The organism is Parasphingorhabdus sp. (assembly GCF_036963805.1).
In the GTDB taxonomy this organism is placed as follows: domain Bacteria; phylum Pseudomonadota; class Alphaproteobacteria; order Sphingomonadales; family Sphingomonadaceae; genus Parasphingorhabdus.
In genome coordinates, this window is the sequence record NZ_JBALUN010000004.1 from 122,121 (window position 1) to 141,437 (window position 19,317).

17 protein-coding genes are annotated in these 19,317 nt (G+C 51.3%); 8 read left to right on the forward strand and 9 right to left on the reverse strand.

What is annotated here, in order from left to right; all coding sequences use genetic code 11:
- Positions 1 to 210 precede the first annotated feature (210 nt).
- Together V7676_RS12430 and V7676_RS12435 are read left to right on the forward strand one after the other, a co-directional pair.
- Positions 211 to 564 carry a GNAT family N-acetyltransferase gene (locus tag V7676_RS12430; RefSeq protein WP_335660012.1) on the forward strand — a complete coding sequence of 118 codons (354 nt, stop codon included), beginning with the start codon at positions 211 to 213 and terminating at the stop codon, positions 562 to 564.
- Between the two features lie 7 nt (positions 565 to 571).
- The gene (locus V7676_RS12435; protein WP_335660013.1) at positions 572 to 1,171 is read left to right on the forward strand and encodes a hypothetical protein; all 600 of its coding nucleotides are present in this window, start codon (positions 572 to 574) and stop codon (positions 1,169 to 1,171) included.
- 141 nt (positions 1,172 to 1,312) lie between these two features.
- On the opposite strand, the gene V7676_RS12440 is transcribed toward V7676_RS12435, so the two are convergent.
- The 4 genes from V7676_RS12440 to traA form a co-directional block, all read right to left on the reverse strand.
- Positions 1,313 to 1,762 (reverse strand): hypothetical protein, encoded by a 450-nt coding sequence (locus V7676_RS12440; RefSeq protein ID WP_335660014.1) that lies wholly within the window; start codon positions 1,760 to 1,762, stop codon positions 1,313 to 1,315.
- Positions 1,759 to 2,520, reverse strand: a complete 762-nt coding sequence (locus V7676_RS12445; RefSeq protein ID WP_335660015.1) for a hypothetical protein — start codon at positions 2,518 to 2,520, stop codon at positions 1,759 to 1,761. The genes V7676_RS12440 and V7676_RS12445 overlap by 4 nt, the downstream gene beginning before the upstream one ends.
- A 358-nt stretch (positions 2,521 to 2,878) precedes the next feature.
- Positions 2,879 to 3,364, reverse strand: coding sequence for a hypothetical protein (locus V7676_RS12450; protein WP_335660016.1), 486 nt, complete (start codon positions 3,362 to 3,364; stop codon positions 2,879 to 2,881).
- The gene (gene traA, locus V7676_RS12455) at positions 3,361 to 5,886 is read right to left on the reverse strand and encodes a Ti-type conjugative transfer relaxase TraA (protein ID WP_335660017.1); all 2,526 of its coding nucleotides are present in this window, start codon (positions 5,884 to 5,886) and stop codon (positions 3,361 to 3,363) included. The genes V7676_RS12450 and traA overlap by 4 nt, the downstream gene beginning before the upstream one ends.
- A gap of 174 nt (positions 5,887 to 6,060) precedes the next feature.
- Between traA and V7676_RS12460 the strand changes: the two genes are divergently transcribed.
- From V7676_RS12460 to V7676_RS12480, 5 genes are all read left to right on the forward strand, one after another.
- On the forward strand, positions 6,061 to 6,339 hold the full coding sequence (locus tag V7676_RS12460; protein ID WP_335660018.1) for a conjugal transfer protein TraD: 279 nt from the start codon (positions 6,061 to 6,063) through the stop codon (positions 6,337 to 6,339).
- Between the two features lie 67 nt (positions 6,340 to 6,406).
- The gene (locus V7676_RS12465; RefSeq protein ID WP_335660019.1) at positions 6,407 to 6,661 is read left to right on the forward strand and encodes a conjugal transfer protein TraD; all 255 of its coding nucleotides are present in this window, start codon (positions 6,407 to 6,409) and stop codon (positions 6,659 to 6,661) included.
- A 3-nt stretch (positions 6,662 to 6,664) separates the two neighbouring features.
- Positions 6,665 to 8,182 carry a type IV secretory system conjugative DNA transfer family protein gene (locus tag V7676_RS12470; RefSeq protein WP_335660020.1) on the forward strand — a complete coding sequence of 506 codons (1,518 nt, stop codon included), beginning with the start codon at positions 6,665 to 6,667 and terminating at the stop codon, positions 8,180 to 8,182.
- 196 nt (positions 8,183 to 8,378) lie between these two features.
- Positions 8,379 to 8,903, forward strand: coding sequence for a hypothetical protein (locus V7676_RS12475; RefSeq protein ID WP_335660021.1), 525 nt, complete (start codon positions 8,379 to 8,381; stop codon positions 8,901 to 8,903).
- Positions 8,904 to 9,197: 294 nt separating this feature from the next.
- Positions 9,198 to 11,291 carry a hypothetical protein gene (locus tag V7676_RS12480; RefSeq protein ID WP_335660022.1) on the forward strand — a complete coding sequence of 698 codons (2,094 nt, stop codon included), beginning with the start codon at positions 9,198 to 9,200 and terminating at the stop codon, positions 11,289 to 11,291.
- A 224-nt stretch (positions 11,292 to 11,515) separates the two neighbouring features.
- On the opposite strand, the gene V7676_RS12485 is transcribed toward V7676_RS12480, so the two are convergent.
- The 5 genes from V7676_RS12485 to V7676_RS12505 all read right to left on the reverse strand — a co-directional run bounded on the left by V7676_RS12485 (position 11,516) and on the right by V7676_RS12505 (position 14,654).
- Positions 11,516 to 11,854, reverse strand: a complete 339-nt coding sequence (locus tag V7676_RS12485; RefSeq protein ID WP_335660023.1) for a single-stranded DNA-binding protein — start codon at positions 11,852 to 11,854, stop codon at positions 11,516 to 11,518.
- Between the two features lie 460 nt (positions 11,855 to 12,314).
- Positions 12,315 to 13,511, reverse strand: a complete 1,197-nt coding sequence (locus V7676_RS12490) for a HEPN-associated N-terminal domain-containing protein (RefSeq protein ID WP_335660024.1) — start codon at positions 13,509 to 13,511, stop codon at positions 12,315 to 12,317.
- Positions 13,512 to 13,849: 338 nt separating this feature from the next.
- On the reverse strand, positions 13,850 to 14,044 hold the full coding sequence (locus V7676_RS12495) for a hypothetical protein (protein WP_335660025.1): 195 nt from the start codon (positions 14,042 to 14,044) through the stop codon (positions 13,850 to 13,852).
- 14 nt (positions 14,045 to 14,058) lie between these two features.
- Positions 14,059 to 14,469, reverse strand: a complete 411-nt coding sequence (locus V7676_RS12500) for a DUF3768 domain-containing protein (protein ID WP_335660026.1) — start codon at positions 14,467 to 14,469, stop codon at positions 14,059 to 14,061.
- Positions 14,466 to 14,654 (reverse strand): hypothetical protein, encoded by a 189-nt coding sequence (locus V7676_RS12505; RefSeq protein WP_335660027.1) that lies wholly within the window; start codon positions 14,652 to 14,654, stop codon positions 14,466 to 14,468. The genes V7676_RS12500 and V7676_RS12505 overlap by 4 nt, the downstream gene beginning before the upstream one ends.
- Positions 14,655 to 15,358: 704 nt before the next feature.
- On the opposite strand from V7676_RS12505, the gene V7676_RS12510 reads away from it, so the two are divergent.
- A complete protein-coding gene (locus tag V7676_RS12510) occupies positions 15,359 to 19,276 on the forward strand; it encodes a type IIG restriction enzyme/methyltransferase (protein WP_335660028.1) in 3,918 nt (1,305 codons plus the stop codon).
- The last annotated feature ends 41 nt before the right edge of the window (positions 19,277 to 19,317 follow it).

Genomic DNA, 19,317 nt, shown 5'->3' on the forward strand with positions numbered 1-19,317 from the left:
CGCTTTGCAGCAACGCGGGTGCGAAGTGTTAAATCAGCTCTTGCATCATTCGCGCAATAGACGGTTTACACCGAAACAGCTAGACTGAGTGTTATGGGGAACTCCTTAGTCATTCGCGTTGCCAGTTCTGATCAAGTCGACCAGATTCGTGATCTCAGCGTGCGAGCATACGCCAAGTGGGTTCCTGTTACGCCTCGTAAACCGCGACCTATGACCGTGGACTATAATGTGTCCGTGCAGGAAAACCGGTTCGATTTGCTTTACGAGGATAACATTCTGGTCGGCCTTATCGAAACGGTCCAGCAGGACGATGAAATGATGATCGTCAATGTTGCAATTGATCCGGATCACCAAGGCAGAGGCTTTGGCACATTATTGATGAGGCATGCTGAGCAGCTAGCCAGAGCGTTATCTCTCCGGTCCACTCGGCTCTACACGAATAAGCTGATGGTAGAAAATATCGCCTTATACGAACGGCTTGGGTATTGTTTTGAAAAGGAAACTCACCACGATTTGGGAACTATTGCCGTTCACATGGTGCGGCCCGTTTCGTATAATGCATGATTTTGGAATGATAGGGACATTGCTTTCCAAGGAGGCTTTTGGCGCGGTTGCGCTGATCCTAACCTTTGCTGCATTCTACCCCTATATAGGCTCGATCTTACGCGATGAAACTCGTCCTCACGTATTTTCATGGTCTATATGGGGCATCGGTACTGTTGTAGTTTTCATTGCCCAGCTACTTGACGGCGGCGGCGTTGGAGCATGGGTGATAGGAGTGTCCGGCATCATCACACTTTACGTTGCGGTACTCGCTTGGATCAAATCTCGCGATCTGAGCATAGTAAGGATGGATTGGGTATTTCTAGTCCTCGCTTTTAGCGCGCTACCGCTTTGGTTTTTTACCGAAACTGCGCTTTCAGCTGTTATAGTTCTAACGCTCGTGGATTTGTTGGGATTTGGCCCGTCGATCCGCAAAGCTTATGAAATTCCACATGAAGAAAATGCAACGTTCTTCGGCATTGGAGCATTGCGGAACATGTTTGTTGTCTTGGCTTTAGAAAACTATTCGTGGACCACGGTATTGTTTCCAGCAGCGGTCGGCATTGCCTGCGGTCTATTCGTTTTGCTGATAACTATCCGACGAAGAGTTTTGGCCGTTGAGACATAGTTTATCATGTCCGCTTTTGATCGAAGTTCGATACGACGAGAATGACCGCTTCTGGGTGGTTTGCTGAAGGTCTGCTTCCAGATCGACAGGTGGCGATAGCGGACACAGGACCGGTGATTATTACTTAACAGCTCCGCGTGATTATGCCGCCGCGCTCGTGGTTAGGACATTGTCGTTGGCGCTCACTAATCCGGCAAGGCCGCCGCCCAGACTATGTCCGACAACAACAACGTTTTCCGGTGCGGTTAAGGCATGAACATGCTGCCCTGTGACCGAAAGATAGAATTGTGTCGCAAGATCACCCTGTGGCTGCCCTGCATAACCGAGCGCAATGCCATAGCCATTCAGCGCATCGGTAACGGTGTTTCCATCGGTCCCGCGATAGCTGATGATTGTTTCGGCGTTCCAGTCGTAAGAAGCAGCAAAAAAACCAGCTCTTACCTCATCGCTGTCCGGCCTAATGATAGACAGTGGTCCGATTTGAGCTGTTCCAAGTAAGCCAGTATCAGGCAACTGAACACTTATTCTTTGACCATAGCCGCGATTGTAAGAATCCATTGCCAAAATGGATAAAAAGAGATCTCGATTCATTCGCTATTTCCAATAAAAAAATCACCCGTTCCAATTTGCCCTGCAAGCGCTGCATTGGGACGCGTTACGCTGGCACTATTCAACAAATCGCCCCGCATTCTTGTTATCCAAGTCAACTTCTCCTTAATCCCTTCCGTCACATCCTCATCAGTAATCTCGATGGTGATGCGGTCCACACCGATGCTACCGGGCGATACCTCGCGCACAGTCTTGGGATCATCCGGATCGCGAAAGGTTACAAACATCGGCCAGCTATTCAATGTGGTGGGCTGATCGTCACGAAAGCCGAATGGGTTCGGCCGGGTACGCGGCAAATCCTGTGGCCCTTCAATTTTCACCATGGCCTGCTGCGCATCTGCCATCCGGTCGAGAGATTCGGTTCCCCGCTCGACCGCCAGATCATCTGTTTTGGGATCGCGTTTGAACTGCGGCACCAAAGGCAGCAACGCATAGCCAGCCACTTTTTGCGCATATTCTGGCTCATCCGGTTTACCCAGCAGCGCATAAACAGTCTCGCCATCTTCAAACTCGATAATAACTGCCTGTCCTTCAAGCAATCGCTTTACCGTCTGACCGGATGAATCCGCTATAGACGACACCTGCTCCTGCTTGAGCGCACGCACACTGGAGAATTGCGCGTCACCAATGTGAACCGTCATCTTGTAGTGATAGTCAGGAAACGCATCATCCCCGCAACTGGACAATAGTAAAACTGCTGCTCCAAGAATGGCGGCTTTAAAATGCTGCAAAAGGGTCATACCGAATTCTCCAAACACAACTTACAATCATCATAGAGCAAATAGGACCAAGCAACGCGCACAGCATAGCCGGTCAACGTGACACCATTCCAACAAATTTTCAGCAAAGACCCCAAAGACTCAATCACTAACTACAAACTCCCCTGATCACACCATGTCAGCAAGAATTTTATCCTAACAACAATATTTTAAGATTATTTTACCTTTGCGCGTTTTGTCTTACTGCCTGCGGTAAGCGCACCGTTTCGTCCGCTTTCGGGAAAAGTCAATCAACCACGAAACGACCAATATTGGGGCGTTAGCTGAATGTCTGCTATGACTTCAGAATAGCAAATTCCGGCTCATTGTTTGAGCGCCTCTAGCGCCCTCGTCCTTTCCCTTCGCGTTCAACACCTTGCTCCTTGGCTTTGAGCCTTCGCTCCCTCTCCTGATTGAGCAAGCTGAGAAACGCAGCCATTCGAAGGCGATTGGCGTTACTCTGATCTGCATTATCCTGTGAGCGCGCGATGAGCTTGTCTATTGTGTCGCCGGGATGGCGGTCAAGTTCACTCATTATCTGGCGGTCATGGCTCGACATGCCGATGACCGCGCCTTGCGGCCACCGCTCGATAATAGCGTCCATCACGCCCGTATTGATAATGTCATCGGGCAAAGCACTGGTCGGCTTGCTGGCATAATAAGTCCGAGTGGCAATCTCGGCGATGGTGGCAAGCGCCTCATTTACTTGGACCTGATGCGCTGCTGCATTGGCCTCCATCGCATCAACCCGCGTGGACAGCGCCGCCACACCTTCAGCAATATCGGTCAACAGCCCCAACAGTGGATCGTCCTGCGTCTCGCTCATCGTCCTGGCCCTCCTCGATCCCGATCTTTCGTGCGGTCACGATCTCGCTCATCATCCTTACGCACCTGTTTGCCAAGTTCGGCCATGCGGGCGTGAAGGCGGGACGCGGCAGAATTGGTGTCGCGACCTTTCTCCAGTTCTTTGTCCGCGCCGCGCTTAGCTTCCGGCGCTATTGACGGCTCACGCCCCAGCGCCTTGTCGAGACGGCCCCGCAACGCTTCAATCCGATCAGGATCGGCGATCAAATCACGCGCCTTGACGACCATATCGCGGGCCATTTCGCCAAACCGGAACTCGCGGCGCTCGGCAAAGCCGCGCGCGGCGGCATCGGAAAGCGGATAGTCGCTTGCCATATCCTTCGCTCGCTCGCGCGACAGGGTGCGTACAAGTTTGCTCTGATCGGCAAAATCATCGCGGCCATAATGAAGCTGCACCTCGTCACGGTGCCGCGTCAGGCCAACATAGGCCGAATGCCGGTCCATTCCTTGCGTTGCCAATATATGCGCCTGATCGACCGTCACGCCCTGTGATTTGTGGAACGTCGCCGCATAGCCATGATCGATATGGGCATAATCTTTGAGGTCGAACGCCACGTTGCGCCCGTCATCGGTGCGGACGGCCATATGTCCGGGCGAGACCTGCTCGACCGTGCCAAGCGTCCCGTTCTTTACCCCCATGCCGCGCTCATTGCGCAGGAACATCATCCGGTCGCCGCTCGCAAAGTCGCGGTTGCCGCGTTCGGTTTCGACACCAACATCTGAGCCTAGCTCACCATGATCGCGCAGCTTATCGCGGGCCGCGATATTGAGGTCCCGCACCTCGGCATTGGTATGGGTGAGGATGATCCGGCTTTTGCTTGGGTCGCTGGTGCGCGCATCATTCCAGCCCTCAACAAGCTCTGCGCGCGCATCCTCGCGTGTCTCGGCGCTATGAACCATGCCTTTCTCACCATAAGCATGAATGGCCTCGCCAGTCCGTCCGGTGGCAAGCGCGCGGGTAGCACCGCGCTGCCAGTCATCGCGCTGGCGCCTAATCTCGGTTATTTCAACCGCGCCGTGCGCTTCAGTGAGCGAACGGAACGCAGCACCCGCCTCAATCGCCTGCAACTGCTCGGGATCGCCAACCAGCACCACCTTCGCGCCCGCATCTCGTGCCGATGATAATACGCGCTCCATCTGGCGGGTTCCGGTAAGACCCGCTTCGTCGATGACCAGCACATCACGCTCGCTCAATTGCTCGCGGCCATGCTTCCACTGATATTCCAGACTTGCGATGGTCCGTGACGAAATGCTCGAACCGGCTTCAAGGTTTTCAGCGGCAATGCCAGACAGCGAAGCGCCGCGCACATTATAGCCTTCACGTTCCCAAGCATCCCGCGCAACGCCAAGCATTGCCGACTTGCCGCTCCCGGCATATCCAACGACCGAGGAAAGACCGCGCTCGCTAGTGACGTGATCGAACGCATCGCGCTGCTCGCCTGACAAGATCATGCCGCGCTCGGCTGCACTCTCAAGCGCAGCATGGCGATTATGATCCGCAACATCGTGCCGCTCGCTCGTTACCAGCATCGATGCCGACAATCCAAGCCGCTCCTCCACCGCAATCATATCGGCGCTGGTAAACCGCTCCTGATCCTGCCCGTCCTTGCCCAAAGCAACTAGCTCGGGCGAACCGCGCACCGATGCCATGACCGCATCGAACTGATCCTTGCCGTCGCTATGCCGGAATGCGAACTGGGCTAGATCGCGCTTTGTGAATGTGGCTTGGCTATGCGTGATCGCATTCAAAGCGATGGCAGGATCGACAATGATCTTGTCGCCATTCTCCCGCGCGATCCGCATATGATCGTCGGCGCGCTCGGCGTCCTCGCCGTGCATGGCGCGCCGTGATCCTGCCGCACCAATCTTGTGCTGCGGTTCAAGCGGAATGCCCTGCGCCTCCAATGTCCGGTGATCGACCCGCGCATCAAGACCCAGCTCGGCCATGCGGGTGTTCACATGATCAGCCCAACTCTCGCGCCACGTCTGCAAAAGCTCTTTGCTGTTCCAGTCGCGCTCTTTTTGACCAAAGCCATCCGGGCCGACTTCGCGCATCGACAGCATCACATGGGCATGAGGTTTGGGGCTGCCATCTGCCGCCTTGTCCCAATGGACATTGAGGTCAGCAATCATGCCGCGCGTGACAAATTCTCGCTGAACAAAGTCGCGTGCCAATTGGGTGCCGTCCTCCTCGTTCATCTCTCGTGGAATGGCAAACTCGACATCGCGCGCAAGCTGCGCGTCCTTGCGAACCTCGCCTGCCTCGACGGCATTCCAAAGCGTCTCGCGGTCGCCGAGTCGCTCCGGCGCACCCTCGGGCAACATGATCTCGGAGTGGACGACACCGGCCTTGTTGGTGAAGTCATGATCGCGCCCAAGCCGGTCGTCGGTAAGGCGTTCAGCGGCGCGGTAGGCAGCCGAGGCAACCGCGCTTGATCCGTTGGCGCGGCTCACGACTTTTGCAGAGAAATGGTAGATTGCCATTACGCAAAGCAATCTCTCACTTTTAAGCGACGTTGGCAACAACGTATAAGCGCGCACTCAAAATTACTTACGCAATTATTGTGTGACTTGGTTCGTGAATTTTATGTAGCGATTGTCTGAAAGACGATTTTCGCATATATTGCGAGTCTAAACGGCAATAAACGGAGAGACGCAATGCGTAAAGTCCGGGACTATGATGCTGAACTAAAAGCGCTCGCCGACAAGGCGAAGAAGCTCAAGGCGCGCAAAGTCGAACAGCTTGGCGCGTTGGTGGTGGCCACTGGTGCCGATGCACTTGATCTTGAAGTCATCGCTGGAATGCTTCGCCAAGGGGTGCAGGAAGCCAAGCTCGATTCCGTAAAGGAGAGCTGGCGCGCCGATGGTGCGACCTTTCTCGGAAAACGCGGGCGCAAGGGTCGCCCGAAAGCTGGTGGCAACCAATCAGGCACTTAAAAGAAACCTCTCGGCGAGACGGCGAGTTGAATCAGGTCAGCGGCGATATGACACGAGGGAGTGGGCGGTGCAGCGACGGGAACGAACAAGGCATTTGATTGAACTGGGCGGCCTCGTCCAGAAATCAGGCTTGGTCGAAATAACCGATGATGACCGTGCCACCCTTTACGGCGCGATGCTCGAACTTGCCGCGCAAGCCGGAAACGAAGATAGCAAAAATACAATGGCCCTGTGGAAGCGTCGGGGCAAGCGGGCGTTCGATAGCGAAGACGAAACTGCGGAAGACAAGAAATTATCTGCCTCCCCAAGTGGTGAGGATTGATCGGTGAGTAGCCGTCTCCACGGATGCGCATTGCTGCTGTTCGCTGGGGCGCTTCTTATCGCTTGGTGGCTGCCGAAAACACAAACTGCATTTTGGCTCATCCTGATTGGCGGCATCGCGCTCTGGATCGGCGGCATTTATCTCAAGGTCAGATTTACCCGCCCGGATGATACGCTGGGGTCGGCAAAGTTCGGATCGCGTAGCGATGTGAACGCGCTGGCGAAGAACAACGGCGACCTCCTAATTGGCCGCGACACATCGGGCCGGTTGCTCCGTTATGATGGCCCCGCCCATCTTATCACCATCGCACCGACGCGCTCGGGCAAAGGCGTTGGCACGATCATTCCCAATCTGCTCACCGCCAATCGGTCGGTGGTCTGTATTGATCCCAAGGGTGAGAATGCCCGTGTGACCGTGCGCGCCCGTGAAGCGTTCGGGCCGGTGCATTGTCTTGATCCGTTTGGTATCTCTGGAGAGGAAACGGCGCGGTATAATCCGCTCGACCGGCTTGACGCTGCCAGCCTCGATTTGGCGGAAGATGCGATGACACTTGCCGATGCGCTGGTGTTCGATGAAGCCGAAACCGAGGCGCATTGGAACGAAGAGGCCAAGGCGCTGATCTCGGGTATTATCCTTTACGTCGTCTGCCATGATGATGCCGCCCACCGAAATTTGACCAGCGTTCGGGATTATCTGACGCTGGCACCTGATGACTTCACCGCGTTGCTCACCGTCATGCAGGCGAGCGACCGCGCGGGCGGTTTGATCGCGCGCGCCGCTAATCGGTATTTGAGCAAGTCGCACCGCGAAGCGGCAGGCGTGTTGTCGGGCGCGCAGCGGCACACGCATTTTCTTGATAGTCCGCGCATCGCCGCTGTGGTGGGTGGGTCTGACTTTGCCTTTGCCGATCTCAAGGAAAACGTGGCGGCGGTGTTCTTGATCCTACCGCCTGACAGGCTCGATACCTATTCGCGCTGGCTACGCTTGCTGGTGGCGCAAGCCATAGGCGAAATGGCGCGGTCGTCCGCCAAGCCGGAACGCCCTGTTTTGTTTCTTCTCGATGAATTTGCCGCGCTTGGTCGGCTACAGCCTATTGAGCGCGCTATGGGTCTGATGGCCGGTTACGGGCTGCAACTCTGGCCAATTTTGCAGGACATACACCAACTGCGCAGCCTTTACGGAACCCGCGCGGGGACATTCCTGTCCAATGCCGGTGTCCTGCAAGCGTTTGGGGTCAATGATTTTGACACTGCCGAAATGCTATCAATGACGATGGGGCGCGAAACAATTACCTATGAAACCGGCGGACAAAGCCAAAAGGATGTGATGCTCAAAGACCCTGAACGATCCTTAAGCAAAACCCAGCACCTCGCCACCCGCAATCTCATGGATGCGAACGAGATCATGCAGCTTGCTCCTGATACGCTGCTGCTGATGCGAGTTGGCGAGAGTCCGCTGATCGTCAGGAAATTGCGCTATTACGCAGACAAGGAATTTGCGGGGCTGTTCGATAGTGAGTGATTGAAAACAACTACAATACGCACCTTGGAAATCGCAGATAGAGCGATATTGTCTCCGATTAGAGCAAGCAACACAAGAGCGGCATCGGAAGTTATTCACTCAAAGGTCAAGTTTTGACTGGCTTGCGGTCAATAGCTTGCCAATTCTCTGAGCCATACCTAATATCGAAGGACTGAATGTGCAGGAACTACAATTAATGACGCAACTTGAAGGACAGTTACCAACGTCGGAGTTAGCGCCTGACGTTATCGCGTTCACCGGCATCTTCGATTTGACCGACCCATCCATATTCTTGGAATATAAGGACGAAGGCTACGAACCAGATTGGTGTCACGTTTCGGCAAAACACCATGCTTTGAGCAAAAATGGCAAGCGCGTTCATGGCTGGGCACTCTGGCAGTTTCCATCCGGCATAATGGGCGATTTCCATAGTGTTTGGGAGGATGCTGATGGGACGCTAATCGATATTACACCGCCTAAATATGGTGGCAACCAAATTTTGTTTGTTCGTGACCGCATTTCGGAAATCTACCAAATTAATGGTGTTTTTGCATTGCCTACTAATCGAATGTCGTTGGCTAACAGCCGCTTCTGGTGGGAAGGCAAACCGACACAAGAAGAAGTATGGGGATTGTTGGAAACCAACTCTCACTTGATCAATTATTGCTCAGCCCTAGGATTTGATCTAAATAACTTAGTGACGGATCCTATCCACGGTTGATACACTCGCTCAATTATGCCGACAAAGAGTTTGCTGGGATGTTTAATCCTTTGTGAGTTGACAGGCAGGATCAGTGCCAAAATTCGATATTAGTAAGCATGCAGTCGATTGCAGAAACCTGCTATCCGACCAGACGGCGCTACGTGACTAAAATTAGAAGATCGTAGAATGACTACTGTCAAAGCAATATAGTAACGAGGCTAACTTTCTTTCTAAATTCGTTTATTTTGTTGCTTGCCGATCATACATGGGGGCGATTTAGTACAATCTGAAATCCCAAGGAGAATATCGGGCATGACCTTTAAAAGCGAAGCGGAAATGCAGAGTCTAATCGAACAACTGCTTCAAGGAGGCAGCTTTGGTGACGCGATACGGGGCAAGAAACGAATAGAGCGCCTAGCTACACCTGCACCTGATGTACTTCCATTGTTCGCAATAGATCGTGTTGCTCGTTTGGCTATGATTGTCGCGGCACGGGATGCGCTCGCTGACATTGACGACCTTATAGTGCTCACCAGCGACGATAATATTTCGATGAGCAAAGGAGAGGGTCTTCGCCCAGATTTCATATGCATCTCCCCATCGACCAATGCAGTTTACCTTATTGAGCTAAAGAAGTCCGCGCAGACTGCACGAGAAGCCATTACTGAGCTTCTTGGCTATGAACATGAAATTAAAAACTACCTTCCTTTTCTCGCAAATTACGAACTCAATTTTGTTTTGATATCATCGGAATGGTCGACCCTTTTAGACCACAGCGCGATGTCAGCATGTTGCTGGTCACGCAAAAAATTGCTTTGCCTTGAGGTCGCTTTAGAAAACGATAATGTGGTGCTGACGCCACGGATACCAGGATCGTGGTCAATTACCGGTGTTACAGCCTTTCCTCAAGATAGCTTGCAGACATTTCAGCTCACACTTGAGGGGCCTGCGGTTGATGCAGATGGTGATCCCGATCCACGCCTATTCGTCGTCATGAGCTTACTCGCGCGTTCGGGTGATCGCGTCGGGGCGCATGGATTCGCCATGTTGTGGCGAGATCGCTTCGACAAGAGTGGTCAAACGTTTCACATTACAATTGGTGGGGTCGATACGGCGGCCTTTTTCGAGACAGCAATTGGCACTGGCATGATTGACCCCGATCAAGGACATTTGACCAAGCCACTCCAAGAGGCTTTGGCGGATGGCTGTAGAACCGCTCCATCGTCTGCAATCGCACTCGCTAGTAGTATCCGTCCTATTCTTGAAGAAGTTGCACCTGTCACGATGGAGGGCTTTTTCGATTGGGACACAGCTAAAGAGACATATTTTTGCCGGGCTGAACCAGTGACTTTCGAATTTTGGGGCATGCTTGGAGATCATGCTCGTGCATATCTTACTAACCCTGCTGTACGTGAGAACCGCCAATCCCTATTGGGTGGAGGGAGAATGGATTGGACTCACCCCATTCTGGGGTTATTTCTGCTTCAATCCTTTCGCGGTATTCAGTTTCTTCGCGATGGCGAAATTCGCCTCTCAGACGCTTTTGCCTTGGGTTCCGCACTTGGGATGGACGGGGGGCTTCGCGAGATCATCAATAATGCGGATGCGGCTCCTGTACTCCCCATGCTCGAACCAGCTTTTTTGTGGAACGCGTATTCTACTGCCCACATGCTCGAAGAGCTTTTGCTGGTTGTGGCTTCAACCCAAAGCATCCAGCCGTTAGATAAAATACACTTTTCGTTTCAAACTATACAACAACCGTCTGCAGAAACCGAAAAATTGATTCAATGGCTTACGACGGAGGTATTTCGAAAGCAGGCTAAGTTTATTGAGGCTTTCAATCTTGGGATGCGCGGCGGTGTTGCTTTTTCAACACCACTCAGGAAAGCGATAGGAAATCAATTTGAAGAATTGCGCACTAAACTCGCACCGGCCCTTGCAGGTTTTCGAGACTGGGCAATGTCGCTAGTCGCTGAAGCGACTGCCGATGGTCAACTCAACCACGAGCAGCAACTCTTGGCTGAACAAATTAGGACGAATACGGATTGCGACGATCAGGGTGCGCTTCTCGTTTTTCGGCTGCTCGACACCTTTCAGCCAGCATTAGCACACGATCTGAATGCAGTTGCGCCGAGTATCCATGATTGGGACTGGCTGAAGCAAGGAGTCCGCAAAATTAGGGAAACTGGAGGCCGACCGGCTATAGTATTAGGTGCCGACGGCATGCTTGGTACAATGCAGCTTACCGCACCAGAGCTTCTAATAATAGGCGATGTCGAAGATACCGAAAAAGAGGTGCTATTCCTCAATAATCTTTCCGGTTTGCAGATGCTTCTAAAGACAAGCTGGGAGGCTTTGGCACGCGGCGAACACTTTCCAGTTTTGGATAATGATTGCCCCAGTTAGCCATCATTTCACAACGGCCGCAAACTGACGATTCGTCCCCCGGTGCGGTGACCAAGCATAGCTAAGATCTCATTATAACTTTTGTTTCCAAGTCTTGCCTATAAAATTAAATCTAAGGTCGTAACGGACAGTTTGAAACCCTTCCCACTTGCGGTCAGTTGCAACTTTGAAACGACGACTAAAGTACAACCAGTGCGGGGCGGCAAAGCCGCCCCGCTGGATAGTCATTCGCCAGCTTCATCGTCCGCAGGCTTGCCCTTGGCTTTGGCGAGGATCGCGAAACCGTCCGCGATCAGGTCAACCGAATAGCGAGTCTGGCCTTCGACCTTGTAGCTCGACTGGCCGATGCGCCCGGTGATGCGGACAAGATCACCGATTGTGGTTTTGGCGAGCCGGTCGCGCAATTTGCCGAACAGGGTGACGCGATGCCACTGCGGATCGGACTTCCATGTTTCGCCTTCACGGCGGTTGTAATTGACGGCAACCGAGATGTGCGTGACTTTCTCGGCGGCGTCGATCTTGCCGAGGCGTCCGATGATGTGAAATTCTACGATATTCTGCACTGGTTTTCTCCTGATTGAGTGTCAGGCGAAATGTCCTGACGGACATGGCATGGCCGCGCGCCGCCTGCGCGCAAGCCAAAAAACGGAGGCTCCATTTATGGAAACCGTAGGCGTGAAACGCCAGTTTTTTGCTTGCGCGCATGAAGGCGGTGCAAGCGGCCAATTTCCGTCAATCAAGGACAGAAGCTGATACGCGGTTGGGATGTTTTGTGTGGAATGTGAATTCTTATCGTTGGCACTTGATATGTCGATGCCAGTCAGACACGGCTATAATATGTCGCTTTCCCGCTGCCGTGCTGGACAAGGTGGTTATCCGATACCAGCATCTGCAAATGCTTTTTCACCGTGTTGCGGTTTGCGTCTGCCAAGCCGACAATCAGGCTGACAGTAGGCGGACGTGCTGATGAATGTCCGACGATAGACCGCCGACTGTCAGTCGTTCAACTATTGCGTGATGGAACTAAGCCTGCTCGTGAGCGACAGCCGTTAAATTGACCAGCTGCTCCATGAACGTTGGACCATCTCCGTTCGCGAAACACTGCTCGTTCTCGCAGAATAGCACGAAGGCCCTTCCACCATGCTCTCGAGAGCTGTCATAAATTATGCCATCGATCTGCTCGCCGTTTGAATCAAGGAATACGCGACGGAAATATTCGGTGGCGATTTGGGTTGGTACATAATCGATATGCTCGCGGCCATCGCGCTGGATTGGCTGAACAATATCCTGCGCGAATGCATGTAGGAAGCGAAGCGGATGGATGCCGGAGTGGCCGCTCTCGTCGAACAGGCTCGGAATATCTGGTAAGTCGGCAAGGTCAAGCATACGCAGATCCCGCAATGGCTGGAATGTCCCGATAGATAGAACCTGACCTGCATGTAGCTGGGGATCTACGGTTTCGGCCCTAGAAGTATCTATGTCGAAAGCGCCATAGAACATGGCAATGCCTGCTGGACTCATCCGGTTGGCCTGAAGCGCGTGTTCTGCCGGTGGAGAGCCGATATCATTCCCAGTCTGGTAGGGAGCGGCACCGATGCGAATGCGGAAGAGGTCGGTGCCCGCAGGAATAGTGCGGACGAGTTTGAGATCAGCCAACTCGTCGTTGATGGTTTCGCCGATCGCTGCCAGCATTTTGGACGGTGGGATTTCGCTCATACCGTCGTCATGCGGAGCGAGGAACACGAAGCGCGTCTGGTGCTTTACAACATGCTTGAACCAGTCCCAACCCCATTCTAGTCGCTGGCTCTTATCGCCGACATAAAAGTCGCGTGCCACCCAACCGTCGTTCCCGATAGAATCGACGATGGCTTGGAGAATATCGGTGTCCTCGCTGATATCATAATCACCCAACACATCCCAAGTGTCTGTGATGTCTGCCTGATAGCCTCCTTCGGCGGTAATGTAAGAGATACCTTCTGAGTCAGGGTGGTTCCAGTCGAAACCAATGCCAGTGACAATAACGCCAATGAACTCGTCAAAACTGGCAGCGATAGGCTCATCAGACTCATTGCCGCAGAACGTGCAGCAATCGCTTTCGGCCCCGTCGGTGACCCACTGTTTGAGAAATGGATCGACCACGCAATCGGCGCAGATTTGCCCCTCGGCCTCCTCGTAGCCTCGCTCCCACTGCTGGAGTTGCCATTCCTTCGCTCTTCCCATCGACTTCGACTAAGCTCCATTTTTTATCATATTATGCGACATACAGAATCCACATAGCGGACATTTGCCAGAATTGGCAGGAATGTCCGCAACAGCCCAAGCTCTGCAAGAAAGCCGTCCGTCGCAAAAACTAACCAAAGGTTGTCGGTCGGAACAGTCCTTGAACCGATAACTCACGTGAGCCGAAATTCCCCACACATCCATATTTTTATCCAAAAATATCCGCAATGCCTGCGCAATGCGCGCTATCGGCACGACAGCCACAAGCTGACGTGCCGATTTCTGGCCGGTCGAATGACCGGCCTACGGCCCGACCATCAAGTCGGGCCGCGCGCATTTCAATCAAACATCTCAATCTGGTTGCGCATCGGATTCCAGAATCCGATGTCGAGCGGCTTCTGCGTGCGGCGAGGATGCATCGGCTGCTCGGCCAGCCAGCAAAGCCGTTCGCCCATGCTGACTGGCGCAACGCCGTCAATCATAATCTGGTCGGGGTCGGGCGGGCTCAAGGTGGGAAGGTCTTTGCGCTTCATGGCTCTGCCTCCACTCAATATTCATCGGACAGCATGATGGTCAGAACGCGCCGCGTGATGGCGGGATTGGCCGCATCCTCGCTGGCGAACTGCATATCGCGGTCGTAATAATCGAGTTTCCAGAACACTCGCTCGCGTTCCTCGTCTTGGCTACGCGGGCGCTCGGTCGTCCAGCTTCCATCGCCAAGCTGATAGATCGTCCCGAAATCGCGCTCGCCGTGCGGGTCATTGTCCTCGGTGAAAGCGTCATAGGTTTCGATCAATTCGCGCACCTGTGACTGGTCATCTTCGGGCAGCGACCGAAAACCAACGGTGGCAACGGCGGTGCAAGCAATGCCCATTGCTCGCCGTGCAAGATCGTTCAATCGGGCAATCCGCGCCGTTTGTTCCCGCGCTCCGGCCCTATTCTCAATGACATTGCTCATCGGACCAACCCCCTGCGAGTTTCGCAAATCAAGACCAACGCCCCGAAATCCTCGCGCTCGCCAAGCTGGTCAGCAATTTTGCGCACACAGGCCAGCGGCAAGCCGTTCTCGTTCGCAACACCGCGCAAATAATCGTCCCGCGTTTCCGCTCCGCACTCGCGATACATTAATTGTAAATCACACATTTTCTTCCTCCTCTTTGGGCTGAAAGCCGCACTGACTGCGACATGCGGCTCTGCCTTCCGGCGAGGATGGGAGGGGGAGGGAAAGTTGAATCGTTGCCTTGGCGCGGGCCAGCGGGCGTAGCCCGCCACACGGGGGCGACTATTCTGCTTTGGGAAATGAGAGGGCGAAGCCCTTGGCATTCCCATTAAATAAGAAAACGGAGCCGATCAGACTCTATCAGCCGCAACGCGGCACAAACACGGCACCCTTGCACGGCGCGACGCCAGCCGGACGCCCTGCGCGCGGACCTGTGGGCCAGCGGGCGTCCGGCCAGTCGAGAGGCAAGAGTGCCTGCGGGTCAGAACACAAACACCGCACCCCCAAGGAGCGCAGCGGGAAAGAGTGCGACCTTAGAAAATCCCGCTCATTATCCCACGCTCCTGATCGTCACCCGAAGGGCCAAGACTACAGGCTTGGTTCGCGTAAGCGGATAGAGCGGGTCGCCGTCAGGCAGTGCCCAATCACTTCAAATCCTCGTGATTGTTAACAAGTGGACCAGATGAGCCTAATCGCAATGGAACACCTTGATTTACCTTGCAGGCTTTCTGTGGCAATCCTGAAACACTAACGACTGCGAATCCAATCATTTGGGCGTGTCGTTGGATCAAAAAAATGGTTATGAGCGGCCGTTGATAATCACAATGTAGGGGGTAACTGAAACTCAATGAAGTTGGTTCTAAAATCAATCGCCAAATCTCTGACTCCCTCATTGAAGGCTCACAAGCCATCGCGCGTCGTGTTCGACCAGTTCAAATCCGGTTTCGCGCAATATCTTGATGTAATTAATCACGAAGAATCCGAGGAGAATCTGAAAACCCATCTCATGACGTTTCTCGGAAAGCTCTATGGAAAAGAGCACCTGATCGAACAAATGGAACAGGTTGATTTTGTAATCCGGACTGGCGGCAAAACATCTCCTGCTGGCGTATTATTCGAACACAAACGCAGCAGCAACACAGCAGAGTTCATTTCGAAAGCAGATTGCAATCGTAAATCAATGCATGAGCTTGTTCTCTATTATATGCGCGAGCGATCAAAGGGTAATACCGATATAAAACACTTAGTAATTTGTTCTGAAGTAGAATTTTTCATATTTCAGGCGAAGTTCTTTGAGAGAGCATTTTTCAAAAATGCATCTTTTCAATCTGATTATACTGCTTGGGCGAACGGACTGAAATCAGATTCAACAACTGACTTCTTCTACAATCAGATTGCAAAACCTCGCATCGCGCTGCTGGATAGCGAGATTGAAGCCACATATTTCAATTTGAAGGCAGCCAAGGCGGAATTAGAATCAGGGGCGCTCGAAAAACAGCTATTGCAGCTTTTTAAAATTCTTGGGCCGCAACATTTACTGATGTCGGCGTTGGCCAACGACAGCAACAGCTTGAACAAAGCATTTTATGATGAACTGCTCTACATCATTGGTTTGGAAGAGAAAAAAGAAAGCGGAACTCGCATCATCGACCGATTGCCTGAGAGCAAGCGGAGCAGTGGTTCCCTTATTGAAAACACCATCGCAAAACTAATTTATGAGGATGATTTCACCAGCGCTAAACTGATTGAGGGTTATGGCGTAAACACTGATAAACGGGCATTTGGCGTCGGCTTGGAACTTTGCTTAACATGGATAAACAGGCTACTTTTCCTCAAATTACTAGAAGCGCAGATAGTCAAGTTTCACGGTGGTGATAACACCTACAAATTTCTCAATTTGCAATCGGTTCCTGATTTTGATGAGCTTTCAGACTTATTCTTTATGGTGTTGGCAATACCCCAAGAAGATCGGCCTGAGCATATTCAGATTAAATTTGCTAAAGTTCCGTATCTAAATAGTTCGCTTTTTGAGAAAACTGAACTTGAAAAGATTCTAGGCGTCGGTTCGCTGAATGCAAACCATCAGCTATCACCGCATGGCAAAACGGTTTTAAAAGACAGCAAGCAAAAGAAGCTGGTAACGCCATTGCCAACCCTAGGCTATGTTTTTGATTTCCTCGATTCATACGATTTTGGGGCTGTCGGAGGCAGCGACGTTCAGGAAGAAAGCAAAACGATAATTAACGCATCGGTCCTTGGTCTAATTTTTGAAAAGATCAACGGATACAAAGAAGGCGCCATATTTACCCCAGGTTATGTGACAATGCACATGAGCCGACAGGTCATCGAAAAAACAGTATTGGAAGCATTTGCAAAAACGTATCCGCAATGGACGCTTAATGAGATCGACGATCTCAACAATCAAATGGATCGTTCGAAAGAGAACATACTCAGTTACAATAAAATTATTGACGATCTGAGAATTTGCGATCCTGCGGTCGGATCGGGACATTTTCTTGTTTCATGCCTTAATGAGATCATCGCTTTAAAATCGCGTTTACGAATACTGGCAGATATTGAGGGCAAACGAATAACGGATTATGAAGTTTCTGTCGATAATGATGAGCTAATCATCCTCAAATCCGACACCGATGAAGTTTTTAACTACCAAGTGGTAAATGGCGCGGTTCCAAAAGCACTTCAATCTGTTCAAGAAACAATTTTTCATGAAAAGCAAAAGGTAATCGAGAATTGCCTTTTTGGCGTTGATATCAACCCCAATTCTGTACGCATCTGCCAGCTTCGACTTTGGATTGAGCTGCTAAAGAATGCATATTATCGCGATGGCAATGGGGTAGATCTAGAGACCCTTCCGAATATTGATATAAATATAAAGGTTGGTAACTCGTTGCTCTCTCGCTTTGAGCTTGATCAGAATTTGTCACTTGCATTCAATAAGGCTGGCTTAACGGTTACAGAGTATCGTCAACTCGTTGCAGACTACAAAGCTAGCAAGGATAAAGCCGTCAAACGGCAACTTAACGATAGGATTTCGAAGGCTAAAAAACGTTTCGAGAACGAGGCGTTGGGCAATTTAACCAAAAAGATTGATGCAGAAATTGCTCAGTTGAAGGCAGATGAGGCTCAGGCAGATTTGTTTGTTATGGGCGAAGAGCAGTTATCCAATCAGGCTGACAAAATTGACGGCATCCGGGCACAAATCGCTGCAAAGGAAGAACAAAAAACAGACGTTATTCAAAACAAAACCTTCCTATCTGCGTTAGAATGGCGATTTGAGTTTCCCGAAGTGCTTGATGACAAGGGAGCATTTCTTGGTTTTGACATCATTATTGCTAATCCGCCTTACATGCGCGTGCAAGAAATTGAGGATACCCAACCTCTGCAAAAGAAAATTTATGAATCACGCTTTAGCACGGCGAGAGGCTCATACGATTTGGCAAATTTGTTCTTTGAGCTTTCCGGGTGGTTGGCCAATCCAGTTGGTCACAACAATATCTTCATTTTTCCGCACAAGCTCTTCAATTCAGCCAATGGCGAGGCCTTGCGCGAATATTTGATGAATACCCGAGCGCTGAAGAGCCTAACGCATTTTGGTGCCAATCAGATTTTTGATAGCGTTCTAACCTATACCTGCATCGCGCTCTTTAATACGACGCCTAGCCAAACTTTTCAATTTCGGCGCTACCCTTTAGGATCAGACATTGAGATCAGTCTCGACAATGATGTGAATTTGGTCACCGTAAATCTGTCAGAAATTGCAAGTGCATCGAAGTTATATGGGAGTAACCAGTGGATATTTTTCGATAACCCTGAAGGTTTTAAGGTCTTCGAGACTATTTATAAAGAATCGGAAAGGCTAGAAGATAAACTGGATGTGTTCGTAGGACTACAAACTAGCCGCGATATTTTGTACGTCTCTCGCAAGATAGCCGAAAATGAGAACAGCTATACTTTGATTGTAAATCCAACAAATAAGAATGTAAAACCACCGATTGAATCCAAAGAATTCAAGGTTGAAAAGCAATTTTTCCGACCATTTTTGATGGGTGGCGATGTCCATCGCTATGAAACGCTGACTACGGATCGGTTGGTGTTTTTCCCTTACCTGTTAGATGTCAAAGCTGCCGCCGCAAAACTGGTCTCGATGAAAGATCTTGAAGTTGAGTATCCGCTTACTCACACATTTGTAAAACATTATGAAAAGGCGTTTGAGGCGAGAGAGAACGGCAAAGCTGCACAGGCTGACGAACCGTTTGCATATCTTCGGGTTCAGAATCTGAATAGGTTTGACCAGCCAAAGTTAACATCAATGGAGATTTGTTCCAAACATCCCAACGTAGCGTTGAACGATGGTGGAATATACCATTCCACAACGCTTTATAGCTTTGTCAAAGGGGATAGTACCTCTGAAAGCTATGAGTATTTCTCGGCAATATTGAATTCAAATTTGTTCTGGTGGTTTTTGAAAATGACTGGGGATACACTTCAGGGGGATGCACGGCGCGTAAAAACTAACTACGTCAATCCGTTCCCGTTGCCCGAAAAGCCAGATGCCGCCGTTGAAGTCCAGTTGGCTAAGCTGACTAAAGCAATGATTGCCGCAAAAGCTAAGCCGGGGAAGCCAGAGAAAATCGGTGATTTGGAAGCAAAGATAAACAATGCCGTATATGCGCTGTACGGCCTCAATGCAGATGACGTTGCAATTATAGAACGCACACTAGATCCCGATTTGGTCTTAGTTTGACACTTTTGTAATCTACTAAGGATGAAGATAAAATTAGTAAG

Bases quoted from the DNA above. Each gene is read 5' to 3' on its own strand.
- V7676_RS12430 (WP_335660012.1), top strand. From the start codon at position 211: ATGACCGTGGACTATAATGTGTCCGTGCAGGAAAACCGGTTCGATTTG.
- V7676_RS12435 (WP_335660013.1), top strand. From the start codon at position 572: ATGATAGGGACATTGCTTTCCAAGGAGGCTTTTGGCGCGGTTGCGCTG.
- V7676_RS12440 (WP_335660014.1), bottom strand. From the start codon at position 1,762: ATGAATCGAGATCTCTTTTTATCCATTTTGGCAATGGATTCTTACAAT.
- V7676_RS12445 (WP_335660015.1), bottom strand. From the start codon at position 2,520: ATGACCCTTTTGCAGCATTTTAAAGCCGCCATTCTTGGAGCAGCAGTT.
- V7676_RS12450 (WP_335660016.1), bottom strand. From the start codon at position 3,364: ATGAGCGAGACGCAGGACGATCCACTGTTGGGGCTGTTGACCGATATT.
- traA (WP_335660017.1), bottom strand. From the start codon at position 5,886: ATGGCAATCTACCATTTCTCTGCAAAAGTCGTGAGCCGCGCCAACGGA.
- V7676_RS12460 (WP_335660018.1), top strand. From the start codon at position 6,061: ATGCGTAAAGTCCGGGACTATGATGCTGAACTAAAAGCGCTCGCCGAC.
- V7676_RS12475 (WP_335660021.1), top strand. From the start codon at position 8,379: ATGACGCAACTTGAAGGACAGTTACCAACGTCGGAGTTAGCGCCTGAC.
- V7676_RS12480 (WP_335660022.1), top strand. From the start codon at position 9,198: ATGACCTTTAAAAGCGAAGCGGAAATGCAGAGTCTAATCGAACAACTG.
- V7676_RS12490 (WP_335660024.1), bottom strand. From the start codon at position 13,511: ATGGGAAGAGCGAAGGAATGGCAACTCCAGCAGTGGGAGCGAGGCTAC.
- V7676_RS12495 (WP_335660025.1), bottom strand. From the start codon at position 14,044: ATGAAGCGCAAAGACCTTCCCACCTTGAGCCCGCCCGACCCCGACCAG.
- V7676_RS12500 (WP_335660026.1), bottom strand. From the start codon at position 14,469: ATGAGCAATGTCATTGAGAATAGGGCCGGAGCGCGGGAACAAACGGCG.
- V7676_RS12505 (WP_335660027.1), bottom strand. From the start codon at position 14,654: ATGTGTGATTTACAATTAATGTATCGCGAGTGCGGAGCGGAAACGCGG.
- V7676_RS12510 (WP_335660028.1), top strand. From the start codon at position 15,359: ATGAAGTTGGTTCTAAAATCAATCGCCAAATCTCTGACTCCCTCATTG.